We start from the raw sequence: 11,393 nt of genomic DNA, 5'->3' as shown, positions 1-11,393 counted from the left end.
AATCTCGAGATTCCGGGTCCGATGCTCCGGAATGACATCACGCCTACGGCTGCGGGCCGTCATAGCCCTCGATGACGATGAGGTCGGCGATCGAGTGGGGCTGGCGAACCTTGATGTTGGCCTGGTATTCCGGCGAGTTGTAGCAGGCGAGCGCGGTCGCATAGTCCGGGAATTCGATCACGACATTGCGCGAGCGGCTCTGGCCTTCGACGCCGGTGAAGTTGCCGCCGCGCACGACGTAGCGGGCGCCGAATTTCTTGAAGATCGCGAGATTGGCCGCCGCGTAGGGCTTGTAGCCCTCGTCATTGTGAACATCGACGCGTCCGATCCAGTAGCCTCTTGCAGCCATGACTGTTCTCCCTGTTGTTCTGCTGTTTAACCCAGCGCTTGCTTGATCTCGGCCTGGATCGCATCTGCGACCGCCTTCGGATCGGCGGCCTCCACGATCGGCCGTCCTACGACGAGATAATCGGCGCCGGCGGCGATGGCGCGGCCGGGCGTCATGATGCGCTTCTGGTCGCCGCTTGCCGAGCCCGCCGGGCGGATGCCTGGCGTGATGAGCTCCATCTGGTGGCCGACGATCTTGCGGATGTTTCCGACTTCCTCGGGCGAGCAGACGATGCCATCGACGCCGAGCACCTGGGCCTGCTGCGCGCGGGCCTCGACCAGCTCCGAGACGCCGATGCGGTAGCCCGCCGCGTGCAGATCGTCGTCGTTGTAGGAGGTGAGCACCGTGACCGCGAGAATCTTGAGGCTCGATCCTGCGCGTCCTTCAACCGCGGCCTTCATCGTCTGCGGATAGGCGTGCACGGTGACGAAAGTCGCGCCCGACCTGGCGATGCTCTCGACGCCGCGCGCAACGGTGTTGCCGATGTCGTGCATCTTGAGGTCGGCAAAGACTTTCTTGCCCTGGTTCGCGAGCTTGCCGATCAGCGGCAGGCCGCCGGCATAGGCGAGCTGATAGCCGATCTTGTAGAACGTGACGCTGTCGCCGAGCCGGTCGATCATCGCCTCCGCAGCCGCAGGACTCGGCAAATCGAGCGCGACGATCAGGCGATCCTTGGGGGCGATTTCGGCTTGCGTCATGTCACCTCACATCATGCGTTGGGAAATATCGATCAACTGCCGCACCAGCTCCTTCAGCGCGCCGATGTCGCTCTCGTTCTTCAGCCGGTCCATGTCGTCATAGGCCTGGTCGGCAAAGGCGAGCGGCATCTGGCTCGCGATCACGTTGGCGTGGCAGGAGGTCAGGATCAGTCGCAACGCCTGGAGAACGCGGGCGCCGCCGAGCCGGTTCTGCGAGGCCGCGGCAAGCGCAAAGGCGCGGCCCCGAAACACCTCGCCGCGGGTCTCGTGCGGATCCTGCACGCGACTGACCCAGTCGATCGCGTTCTTGAGCAGCGGCGGGACGGAGGCGTTGTATTCGGGCGTGACAATCAGCACGCCGTCATGGCTGCCGATCATGCGCTTGAGATTGACGGCGTTCTTCGGCACGCCGGATTTCGCCTGCAGGTCGCCGTCATAGATCGGCAGCGGAAAATCAGCGAGCGAGATACGGGTGACGTCGACGCCGGCCTGGGCGAATTCATGGGCGGCGACCGCCGCCAGCTTCGCATTATGCGAGCCGGTGCGAAGCGAGCCGGGAATGACCAGGATTTTTGGTGCGGACATCCAATTCAACGCGTTCGGCGAAAACAACTCCCGCCACGCGAAGGAACGAAGCCGGCGGAATTAGTCCTTGCGATACACCCAGACGCGGGCGGGCGGAAGGTTCATCCAGATCCGCTCCGAGGCCTCTGTGGACACGCCAGGCAGTGATTTCGGGATCGGCGGCGCCACCGAGTAGGTGAACTGCACGAAGGGCGCACCGGGGGCGAGCGCCGTGAAGGCGTCGCGGATCAGCCGCAGCCGCGTCAGCATCGGTTTGGTGACCAGCGGCAGGCCGGAGACCACTGCGGCCGCGGGCATGCTCAGGACGTTCCAGAGCGTGTCGCGCAGGCGATAGGCATCGCCCTGCACGACCTTGGCCTGCGGATAGCGGTCACGCAGCAGCGCGCAGAAGCCGGGATTGTATTCGACGAGGACGAGGCGCTTCTGATCGACGCCGCGCTCGACCAGCGCGGACGTGATGGCCCCGGTTCCGGGCCCGAGCTCGACCACCGGCGCGTCCGATTTGACGTCGACGTAATGCGCCATAGTCCGCGCGAGCAGCTTGCCCGACGGCATCACTGCGCCCATGTGGAGCGGCTTTTCTATCCATGAGCGGAGAAACCGAACCTCGTCGTCAAGACGAGGCTTCTTCGACGCACGCACGGACGATTGCAATGGCATGTCACTACCGGACGGGACCGCGTCGCCGCGGCGTGTCAGAAAATGGTCATAAACACGTATAGGCCACGGGCGGTATGGTCAAGACGGCTCAGGTCGCCCGATTACCGAAGAAATCCTTGACCTTGGAGAAAAAGCCGGCCGATTCCGGCTGCGTGGCGCCTGAGGACAATTTTTCGAACTCGGCGAGCAATTCCTGCTGCTTCTTGGTGAGATTCTGGGGCGTCTCGACCGCGACCTGAACGTACATGTCGCCCATCTGGCGCGAGCGCAGCACCGGCATGCCTTTTGATGCAATGCGGAATCGACGGCCGGATTGGGTCCCGGCGGGGACCTTCACCTTGGTCTTGCCCTTGTCGATGGTCGGGACCTCGAATTCGCCGCCAAGCGCGGCCGTCACCATCGAGATCGGCACGCGGCAATGCAGGTCGGCGCCGTCGCGCTGGAAGAACTGGTGCTGGGCCAGCGACAGGAAGATGTAGAGGTCGCCGGCCGGACCGCCGCGCACCCCGGCCTCGCCTTCGCCGGCAAGCCTGATCCGGGTGCCGTCCTCGACGCCCTGGGGAATGTTGACCGACAGCGTCCGCTCGCGCGTGACCCGGCCCTGGCCCGAGCAGGAGGCGCAGGCATCCTCGATCATCTGGCCGCGGCCCTGACAGCCGGGGCAGGTCCGTTCCAGCGTGAAGAAGCCCTGCGACTGCCGCACGCGCCCGGCGCCAGCGCAGGTCGAACAGGTCTTCGGCTTGGTGCCGGCCTTAGCGCCGGTGCCCGAGCAGGCCTCGCAGGTGACCGAGACCGGAATCTCGATCTGGGCGGTCTTGCCGCCAAAGGCTTCCTCGAGCGTGATCTCCATATTGTAGCGCAAATCCGCGCCGCGCTCGCGGCCACCGCGGCCGCGCTGCTGTCCGGCCATGCCGAACAGGTCTTCGAAAATGTCCGAAAAGGATGACGCGAAGCCCGCGCCAAAACCCGCACCGCCGCCGCCGAAACCGGCGCCCTGCTCGAAGGCCGCATGTCCGTAGCGGTCGTAAGCGGCGCGCTTGTCCTTGTCCTTCAGGACCTCGTAGGCCTCGTTGATTTCCTTGAAGCGGACTTCGCTCGTATCATCCCCCGGATTGCGGTCAGGATGGAATTTCATCGCCAGCTTGCGGAAGGACGATTTCAGGACGGAATCGTCGGCAGTGCGTTCGACTTCGAGGGTCTCGTAATAGCAGCGCTTGGTGGACATGTCGGACTCGGTCTATCCAATCGCGATTCAAGTCGGAGCGAAGCAACGTCGCCACGCGACGATATAGGCAGCCTTCCGCCTGGCGGCAGAGGGCAGCGCGGCGACGTCAAGCATAAATGCCGGGAATTGATTGATCGTAACGGGGCCAACTTTAAAAGAGTCTTGCCCCGCTGTACCAGACACGAAGGCCTCCCCCCTGAGGGGAGAGGCCGACTGATCGTGTGAGGTCCAAGCCGCCCGCATCATGACCCTCTAAGGGCTCAAGCGGACTTCTTGTTGTTCTTGTCGTCGTCAACCTCGGTGAATTCCGCGTCGACGACGTCGTCCTTGGCAGCATCCTTCTTGGCGTCAGCCTCGGCCTGCTGCTTGTACATGGCCTCGCCAAGCTTCATCGAAGCCTGGGCCAGCGTGTTGGTCTTGGCCTTGATCGCCTCGGCATCGTCGCCCTTCAGCGCTTCCTTGAGGTCGCTGACGGCATCCTCGATGGCGCGGCGCTCGGTCTCGGCGACCTTCGAACCGTGCTCGGCGAGCGCCTTCTCGGTGGAGTGCACCAGCGCGTCGGCATGGTTCTTGGCATCGACCGCCTCGCGGCGCTTCTTGTCGGCCTCGGCATTCGCCTCGGCTTCCTTGACCATCTTGTCGATGTCGGCTTCCGACAGACCGCCGGACGCCTGGATGCGGATCTGCTGCTCCTTGCCGGTCGCCTTGTCCTTGGCGGAGACGTTGACGATGCCGTTGGCGTCGATGTCGAAGGTCACCTCGATCTGCGGCATGCCGCGCGGGGCCGGCGGAATGCCCATCAGGTCGAACTGGCCGAGCATCTTGTTGTCGGCCGCCATTTCACGCTCGCCCTGGAAGACGCGGATGGTGACCGCGTTCTGGTTGTCCTCGGCGGTCGAGAACACCTGGCTCTTCTTGGTCGGGATCGTGGTGTTGCGGTCGATGATGCGGGTGAACACGCCGCCCAGCGTCTCGATGCCCAGCGACAGCGGGGTGACGTCGAGCAGCAGCACGTCCTTGACGTCGCCCTGGAGCACGCCGGCCTGGATCGCAGCGCCGATCGCGACGACTTCGTCGGGGTTGACGCCCTTGTGCGGCTCCTTGCCGAACAACTGCTTCACGACTTCCTGGACCTTCGGCATGCGCGACATGCCGCCGACCAGCACCACTTCGCCGATCTCACCGGCGGTGACGCCGGCATCCTTCAGCGCCTTGCGGCAGGGCTCGACGGTCTTCTGGATGAGGTCATCGACCAGCGCCTCGAACTTGGCGCGGGTGAGCTTCATCGTCAGATGCTTCGGGCCGGTCTGGTCCGCGGTGATGAAGGGCAGGTTGATCTCGGTCTGCGTCGTCGACGACAGCTCGATCTTGGCCTTTTCAGCGGCTTCCTTCAGGCGCTGCAACGCGAGCTTGTCGTTGCGCAGGTTGATGCCCTGCTCCTTCTGGAATTCGTCCGCCAGGTAGCCGACCAGGCGCATGTCGAAGTCTTCGCCGCCGAGGAAGGTGTCGCCGTTGGTCGACTTCACCTCGAACACGCCGTCGCCGATTTCGAGAATCGAGATATCGAATGTGCCGCCGCCGAGATCGTACACGGCGATCGTGCCGGTCTTGGTCTTGTCCAGACCATAGGCGAGCGCGGCCGCGGTCGGCTCGTTGATGATGCGCAGCACTTCGAGGCCCGCGATCTTGCCGGCGTCCTTGGTCGCCTGGCGCTGCGCGTCGTTGAAGTATGCGGGAACGGTGATGACCGCCTGATCGACCTTCTGGCCGAGATGGGCTTCCGCGGTCTCCTTCATCTTCTGCAGGATGAACGCAGAGACCTGCGAGGGCGAGTAGGTCTGGCCGTCGGCCTCGACCCAGGCGTCGCCGTTGGAAGCCTTTACGATCTTGTACGGAACGAGCTTCTTGTCCTTCTCGACCATCGGGTCGTCGTAGCGGCGGCCGATGAGGCGCTTCACCGCGAAGAAGGTGCGCTCTGGATTGGTGACAGCCTGGCGCTTGGCGGGCTGGCCGACGAGGCGTTCGCCGTCGTCCGTGACAGCGACGATCGAAGGCGTGGTGCGCATGCCCTCGGAATTCTCAATGACTTTGGCGTTTTTGCCATCCATTACGGCGACGCACGAATTCGTGGTGCCGAGGTCGATCCCAATGACCTTTCCCATGGTCCTGATATCCTTGTTTTTGCGGCAGGTTGGCTGGGCCCAAGAGGCACCCGATCCAAACCCCCTAAGATCAAACATCCGCGATATTGCGATGGTTGAGGCTCATATAGGAGGGGGGGACCTGCCCGCAAGGACCGAAAGCACGTTTGGGCCGTGAAAACATTGGGTTTTGCAAGATCGTATCGGACTACCCGTTCCCCACAAGACCCCGCGCAGGTGAGGGTTTGTTAACGGATCGCAACCTGCGGGGCTGGGGCTCGCCCCTGTCGCTCCCGACCCTGTTGCGGGAGGCCCAAACCCGCTAAAAGGCGGGCGGCCGGATCGCCCCTGATCGACCTCTTGTCGTCCCCTTGGGCTGATCCCGGCGCGACAAAGGGGCCCGATGGCCGTCCATCGAACGGCCTCAATGTGAACCAAGTAGAGTCTTCATGAAGCCCATTCGCCTGCTGAGCGCGTTCGCCCTTGTCGTCATCTCCGCCGTATCCGCGATTGGCCCGGCCCTGGCCGCCGATCCGGTCTTCCCGTCCGGCGCCCGCGTCGGGATGGTCCCGCTGATCGGCCTCAACCCGGCCAAGACCTTTCCGGGATTCGAAAGCGAGGATAAGGGCGTGAAGGTGCTGGTCACCGAGCTGCCCGCGGATGCCTATGGCGAGGTCGCAAACGCACTGAAGGCCAATCCCGCCGGCACCAGCGCGATGAAGCCCGACAAGATCGAGACCACCGCGGGCACCGCCTATTTCACGGTCGAAACCGGCAAGAACGGCGCGGAGACCGTGAAGCGTTATTCGATGATCGTGCCCGGCCAGGGCTTTTCCGGCTACGTCGCGGTGCAGATCCCGGAGAACGCCGCAAAAATCTACACCGACGAGGCGGTGCGGCAGATGTTTGCGTCAGCGGTCACGCGCAAGAACGTGCCGGTCGACGAGCAGCTTGCGACCATGCCGTTCAAGATCAGCGATCTCGCCAACTTCAAGAACGTGCGCATGATCGCTCCCGGCGCCAGCATCGTGCTCGCCGACGGCGACGAGACCGGGAGCCTCGAAACCAAGCCGTTCATGATCGTCGGCCTGATCGGCTCCACGCCGCAAAATCCCGACGACCGCGCCCGCTTCGCACAGGAGGCCGCGCAGCAGATCCCGGGCCTGCGCGATGTGCGCGTCACCATGTCGGAGCCGGTCCGCATCAGCGGCACGCCGGGCTTCGAGACCCGGCTCGACGGCGTCAGCGGCAAGGACAAGACCGAGGTGACCGTGGTGCAGTGGATCCGCTTCGGCGGCGGCTCGTCGCTGCGCATCATCGCCAGCGCCCCGCGCAGCCAGTGGCCCGAGGCCTTCACCCGCTTCCGCGCGGTGCGCGACAGCATCCAGCCCAAGAGCTAGTGCAAGAACTAGCGAAGGGCTGGCGCTCGCCGCCCAAGCGGCGGTCAGGCCCGGCCGCATTTTCGGGCTTTTGTTTGTACACAAATGGAACTACGCTCCCTCCCCAGTCGGGTTCATCTTGGAGGGAGACGGACTATGCTTGATCGACGGAAAGTGGTTTTCGGACTTTCGACAGCAACGCTTGCGACTGCAACGCTTGCGACCCTCGTTCCAACCTCGCTCTGGGCGGCGGCATCGATCAAGCCGGACGAGGCGTCCGCGCTGCTCGTGATCGACGTGCAAAACTGCTTCCTGCCCGGCGGCAGCCTCGCGGTGAAGGAAGGCGAGCAGGTCGTGCCCGTGATCAACAAGATCTCGAAGGGGTTTGCGAACGTCGTCATGACGCAGGACTGGCACACGCCGGGCCACATCTCGTTCGCTTCGGTGCATTCTGGCAAGAAGCCGTTCGAGACCGTCGATCTTCCTTACGGCAAGCAGGTGCTGTGGCCCGACCATTGCGTCCAGGGCACCGATGGCGCCTCGCTGTCGAAGGATCTCGCGATCCCGCATGCCGAGCTCATCATCCGCAAGGGCTTTCACAAGGATGTCGACAGCTACTCGGCCTTCCTTGAAGCCGACGGCAAGACGTCGACCGGGCTTGCCGGCTATCTCAAGGGCCGCAAGATCAAGCGTGTCTTCGTTGCAGGGCTCGCGACCGATTTCTGCGTCGCCTGGACCGCGCTCGACGCGCGCAAGGCCGGCTTCGAGACCTATGTGGTGGAAGACGCCTGCCGCGGCATCGACACGCAGGGCTCGCTCGCAAAGGCCTGGGCCGATATGGCCAAGGCCGGCGTCAAGCGAATCCAGTCCGGCGATATCGCGGCGTAAGGTTCACGCCAGGCGGGACGGCGCGGCTTACGCCGCGCTGTTCGGCTCGTTGGTGTTGGCGGCCGGTGCGGCCTTGGCGCCGCCCTTGGAGACTCCGACCAGCGCCGGACGCAGCACGCGATCGCCGATCAGATAGCCGGCCTGGACGACCTGCACGACGGTGCCCGACGGCACCGACGCATCGGGTACTTCGAACATCGCCTGCTGGAAGTTCGGATCGAACTTTTGGCCCTGCGGATCGAACTTCTTCACGCCGTGCTTTTCCAGCGCGTTGAGCAGCGAGCGCTCGGTCAGCTCCACGCCCTCGATCAGCGCCGTCAGGCCGGGATCGGCCGTGGCACGCGCCTCGGCCGGAACGGCATCGAGCGCACGCTGAAGATTGTCGGCGATGTCGAGCACGTCGCGGGCAAAGCTGGTGACGCCATAGAGCTTGGAATCGGCAACTTCCTTCGCGGTGCGCTTGCGCAGATTTTCCATCTCGGCCAGCGTGCGCAGCATGCGGTCGCGCGACTCGGCCGCTTCCTTCTGCAACAGCTCGACCGAACCGGGCTCGGGATCGTCGGGCATGATGTAAGGCTTCGACACCACGGGCTCGCCGGTCGTGTCTTGGGGTTGCCGGTCTCGATCGGTCATCGGCTGCTTCTCGGTCTCGTGTCAGGGAGTTTCTGGCCGGGATATCGTGCTTTGCGGCGCGAAAATCAAGCGCCCGTGATCGGCGAAAAACGCGGCTCAGCCGCCCAGCAGGCGGCTGACGATGCGCGCGGCATAGTCCACGGTCGGGATCACGCGGGCATAATTCAGCCGCGTCGGGCCGATCACGCCCAAAACGCCGACAATATGGCCGGCGGCATCCCGATACGGCGAGATGATCGTGGAGGAGCCGGACAGCGAGAACAGCTTGTTCTCCGAGCCGATGAAGATGCGCACGCCCTCGGCGTGTTCCGCGCGGCCGAGAAGGTCGATGACGCCGCGCTTGGTCTCGAGGTCGTCGAACAGCAGGCGCACGCGCTCGAGATCCTCCAGCGCGTGCAAATCCTCGAGCAGATTGGCGTGGCCGCGGACGATGAGCTGGCGGTCCTCGTTCTCGCCGCCGGACCAGCTCGCGATACCGGCCGCGATTACCTTCTGGGTGAGCTGGTCGAGTTCCGCGCGTGCTTGCGTGAGCGCGGTTTCGAGTTCAAGCCGCGCCTCGGCGAGCGTCCGTCCTCGGATCCGCGCATTGAGGAAATTACCGGCCTCGGTGAGAGCTGCGGCGGGAACTCCGGGCGGCAGCGTCAGCACGCGGTTTTCGACCTGGCCGTCCTCACCGACCAGGATCACCAGCGCGCGCTCCGGTTCCAGGCGGACGAATTCGATGTGTTTTAGCCGCGCATTGGACTTTGGCGTCAGCACCACGGCGGCGGCCCGCGTCAGGCCCGACAGCCGCGTCAGCGCCTCCGACAGCGCCGCCTCGACCGACTGGGCCTGACCGACGGAGGTAAGCTGGCTCTGGATCGACTGTCGCTCGGCGTCGTTGAGATCGCCGACCTGCATCAGGGCGTCGACGAAGAAGCGCAGGCCGAGTTCCGTCGGCAACCGGCCGGCCGAGGTGTGCGGGGCATAGATCAGGCCGAGCTGTTCCAGATCGGCCATCACGTTGCGGACCGAGGCCGGCGACAGCGGAACGGCGATCAGCCGCGAGATGTTGCGCGAGCCGACCGGCTCGCCGGTTGCGAGGTAACTCTCGACGATTTGACGAAAGATGTCGCGCGAACGCTCGTTGAGCTGGGCAAGGCCTGCGCGCGGCGCGATCAGATGAATCGGATCGTGATGGGCCACAGACGTTAACTCCTCTCAGTTGCTGATAATTTGTCTATCCGGACGCCCTCTGACAAGCACGCATTTGGGCTGAAAAGGCCTTGCCGGGCCCCCTTCCCCCTCCTACAAGCACCGCGAACAGCATTTCCCTTGAGTTTTGGAGGATTCCCATGCGGCCAAGCCGCCGTGCGCCCGACGAACTGCGCCCCGTGACGCTGGAGCGCGGCGTCGTCAAATATGCGGAAGGCTCCTGCCTCGTGAAGTTCGGCGACACCCATGTGCTGGTCACGGCCACGCTGGAAGAGCGCCTGCCGCCATGGCTGAAGGGCCAGGGCCGCGGCTGGGTCACCGCGGAATACGGTATGCTGCCGCGCGCCACCTCGGAACGCACCCGTCGCGAGGCCTCCGCGGGAAAACAGAGCGGACGCACGGTGGAGATCCAGCGCCTGATCGGCCGCTCGCTTCGCACCATCGTCGATCTCGAAGCGCTCGGCGAGCGCCAGATCACGGTCGATTGCGACGTGCTTCAGGCCGATGGCGGCACCCGCACCGCCTCGATCACCGGTGGCTGGGTCGCGCTCGCCGACTGCATCAACTGGATGAAGGCGCGCAACATGATCAAGGCCAACGTCATGCGCGACAACGTCGCCGCGATCTCCTGCGGCATCTATCAGGGCAAGCCGGTGCTGGACCTCGACTATGCCGAGGATTCTGCGGCCGAGACCGACGCCAATTTCGTCATGACCGGCGATGGCCGCATCATCGAGGTGCAGGGCACCGCGGAACGCGAGCCGTTTTCGGAAGGTGAGTTCCTGGAGCTGATGGCGCTGGCGCGCAAGGGTGTGGCGCGTCTCGTGGACTTGCAGAAACTCGCGGTGGCGTAGTCAATAGGTCATGGCCCGCCGAATCACTGGCAAACTCGTCATCGCGACCCACAATCCCGGTAAGCTCGCCGAGATGCGGGAGCTGCTCGCGCCGCACGGCATCGACGTGGTGTCGGCCGGCGAACTCGGCCTGGGCGAACCCGATGAGACCGGCCACGACTTTCGCAGCAATGCGGAAATCAAGGCGGTTGCCGCAGCGCAGGCGACGAAGCTGCCTGCCTTTGCCGACGACTCCGGCATCGTGGTCGACGCCCTCGACGGCGCACCCGGCATCTACTCGGCACGCTGGGCCGGCCCGTCCAAGGATTTCGCCGCAGCGATGGCGCAGATCGAGCGCCTGTTGCAGGAACGCGGCGCCACCACGCCGGACAAGCGCAAGGCGCACTTCGTTTCCGCGCTCTGCGTCGCCTGGCCCGACGGCCATCGCGAAGAGGTCGAGGCACGCGTCGACGGCACGCTGGTCTGGCCGCCGCGCGGCACGGCCGGTTTCGGCTACGACCCGATGTTCCTGCCCGACGGCCACACCCGCACTTTTGGCGAGATGGAGAGCATCGAGAAGCACGGCCTGCCGCCGCTCGGCCTCGGCCTGTCGCATCGCGCCCGCGCTTTCGTGAAACTGGCGGAGATCTGCCTTGAGCCGCGCTGACAAGGACGCTTTCGGCGTCTACGTGCACTGGCCGTTCTGCCTGTCGAAGTGTCCCTATTGCGACTTCAACAGCCATGTCCGTCATGCCGCGATCGACGAGGC

General features: G+C 64.7%; 12 protein-coding genes. 4 read left to right on the top strand and 8 right to left on the bottom strand.

The genetic code is table 11. From position 1 onward, the window contains the following. Window positions 1–43 precede the first annotated feature (43 nt). The 6 genes from C2U70_RS03835 to dnaK all read right to left on the bottom strand — a co-directional run bounded on the left by C2U70_RS03835 (window position 44) and on the right by dnaK (window position 5,718). A complete protein-coding gene (locus C2U70_RS03835; protein ID WP_140976531.1) occupies window positions 44–349 on the bottom strand; it encodes a DUF1330 domain-containing protein in 306 nt (101 codons plus the stop codon). 26 nt (window positions 350–375) lie between these two features. Continuing rightward, window positions 376–1,086 (bottom strand): orotidine-5'-phosphate decarboxylase, encoded by a 711-nt coding sequence (pyrF, locus tag C2U70_RS03830; RefSeq protein WP_140976530.1) that lies wholly within the window; start codon window positions 1,084–1,086, stop codon window positions 376–378. A gap of 6 nt (window positions 1,087–1,092) precedes the next feature. Beyond that, complete coding sequence (locus tag C2U70_RS03825; protein ID WP_140976529.1) at window positions 1,093–1,671, bottom strand: NADPH-dependent FMN reductase; 579 nt, start codon at window positions 1,669–1,671, stop codon at window positions 1,093–1,095. 60 nt (window positions 1,672–1,731) lie between these two features. Beyond that, window positions 1,732–2,331 carry a class I SAM-dependent methyltransferase gene (locus C2U70_RS03820; protein ID WP_140976528.1) on the bottom strand — a complete coding sequence of 200 codons (600 nt, stop codon included), beginning with the start codon at window positions 2,329–2,331 and terminating at the stop codon, window positions 1,732–1,734. A gap of 88 nt (window positions 2,332–2,419) precedes the next feature. Further along, window positions 2,420–3,556, bottom strand: coding sequence for a molecular chaperone DnaJ (gene dnaJ, locus C2U70_RS03815; RefSeq protein WP_140976527.1), 1,137 nt, complete (start codon window positions 3,554–3,556; stop codon window positions 2,420–2,422). 260 nt (window positions 3,557–3,816) lie between these two features. Then, window positions 3,817–5,718: a molecular chaperone DnaK gene (dnaK, locus tag C2U70_RS03805; RefSeq protein ID WP_140976526.1), complete on the bottom strand. Its 1,902-nt coding sequence runs from the start codon at window positions 5,716–5,718 to the stop codon at window positions 3,817–3,819. Window positions 5,719–6,146: 428 nt separating this feature from the next. On the opposite strand from dnaK, the gene C2U70_RS03800 reads away from it, so the two are divergent. Both C2U70_RS03800 and pncA read left to right on the top strand, forming a co-directional pair. Further along, window positions 6,147–7,097 carry a hypothetical protein gene (locus tag C2U70_RS03800; RefSeq protein WP_140976525.1) on the top strand — a complete coding sequence of 317 codons (951 nt, stop codon included), beginning with the start codon at window positions 6,147–6,149 and terminating at the stop codon, window positions 7,095–7,097. Window positions 7,098–7,232: 135 nt separating this feature from the next. Further along, window positions 7,233–7,964, top strand: a complete 732-nt coding sequence (gene pncA, locus C2U70_RS03795; protein WP_140976524.1) for a bifunctional nicotinamidase/pyrazinamidase — start codon at window positions 7,233–7,235, stop codon at window positions 7,962–7,964. Window positions 7,965–7,991: 27 nt separating this feature from the next. On the opposite strand, the gene grpE is transcribed toward pncA, so the two are convergent. Together grpE and hrcA are read right to left on the bottom strand one after the other, a co-directional pair. Next, entirely contained in the window at window positions 7,992–8,597 is a 606-nt protein-coding gene (grpE, locus tag C2U70_RS03790) for a nucleotide exchange factor GrpE (protein ID WP_140976523.1), read from the bottom strand. Window positions 8,598–8,693: 96 nt separating this feature from the next. Then, complete coding sequence (hrcA, locus tag C2U70_RS03785) at window positions 8,694–9,782, bottom strand: heat-inducible transcriptional repressor HrcA (protein WP_140976522.1); 1,089 nt, start codon at window positions 9,780–9,782, stop codon at window positions 8,694–8,696. 149 nt (window positions 9,783–9,931) lie between these two features. Here hrcA and rph point away from each other — a divergent pair, with 149 nt between their 5' ends. Beyond that, window positions 9,932–10,645 carry a ribonuclease PH gene (rph, locus tag C2U70_RS03780; RefSeq protein ID WP_140976521.1) on the top strand — a complete coding sequence of 238 codons (714 nt, stop codon included), beginning with the start codon at window positions 9,932–9,934 and terminating at the stop codon, window positions 10,643–10,645. A 10-nt stretch (window positions 10,646–10,655) separates the two neighbouring features. Continuing rightward, window positions 10,656–11,291, top strand: coding sequence for an RdgB/HAM1 family non-canonical purine NTP pyrophosphatase (gene rdgB / locus C2U70_RS03775; protein ID WP_140976520.1), 636 nt, complete (start codon window positions 10,656–10,658; stop codon window positions 11,289–11,291). Window positions 11,292–11,393: the final 102 nt, after the last annotated feature.

This window comes from Bradyrhizobium guangdongense, from assembly GCF_006483445.1.
Taxonomy (GTDB): Bacteria; Pseudomonadota; Alphaproteobacteria; order Rhizobiales; family Xanthobacteraceae; genus Bradyrhizobium; species Bradyrhizobium guangdongense_A.
Note: the sequence above shows the minus strand (reverse complement) of the source record. Positions and strands in the feature narration are given on the sequence as shown.

Excerpts from the sequence above, each read along its gene's own strand:
- pncA (WP_140976524.1), top strand. The coding sequence starts at position 7,233 with ATGCTTGATCGACGGAAAGTGGTTTTCGGACTTTCGACAGCAACGCTT.
- C2U70_RS03820 (WP_140976528.1), bottom strand. The coding sequence starts at position 2,331 with ATGCCATTGCAATCGTCCGTGCGTGCGTCGAAGAAGCCTCGTCTTGAC.
- pyrF (WP_140976530.1), bottom strand. The coding sequence starts at position 1,086 with ATGACGCAAGCCGAAATCGCCCCCAAGGATCGCCTGATCGTCGCGCTC.
- dnaK (WP_140976526.1), bottom strand. The coding sequence starts at position 5,718 with ATGGGAAAGGTCATTGGGATCGACCTCGGCACCACGAATTCGTGCGTC.
- C2U70_RS03835 (WP_140976531.1), bottom strand. The coding sequence starts at position 349 with ATGGCTGCAAGAGGCTACTGGATCGGACGCGTCGATGTTCACAATGAC.
- rdgB (WP_140976520.1), top strand. The coding sequence starts at position 10,656 with ATGGCCCGCCGAATCACTGGCAAACTCGTCATCGCGACCCACAATCCC.
- C2U70_RS03800 (WP_140976525.1), top strand. The coding sequence starts at position 6,147 with ATGAAGCCCATTCGCCTGCTGAGCGCGTTCGCCCTTGTCGTCATCTCC.
- rph (WP_140976521.1), top strand. The coding sequence starts at position 9,932 with ATGCGGCCAAGCCGCCGTGCGCCCGACGAACTGCGCCCCGTGACGCTG.
- grpE (WP_140976523.1), bottom strand. The coding sequence starts at position 8,597 with ATGACCGATCGAGACCGGCAACCCCAAGACACGACCGGCGAGCCCGTG.
- C2U70_RS03825 (WP_140976529.1), bottom strand. The coding sequence starts at position 1,671 with ATGTCCGCACCAAAAATCCTGGTCATTCCCGGCTCGCTTCGCACCGGC.
- dnaJ (WP_140976527.1), bottom strand. The coding sequence starts at position 3,556 with ATGTCCACCAAGCGCTGCTATTACGAGACCCTCGAAGTCGAACGCACT.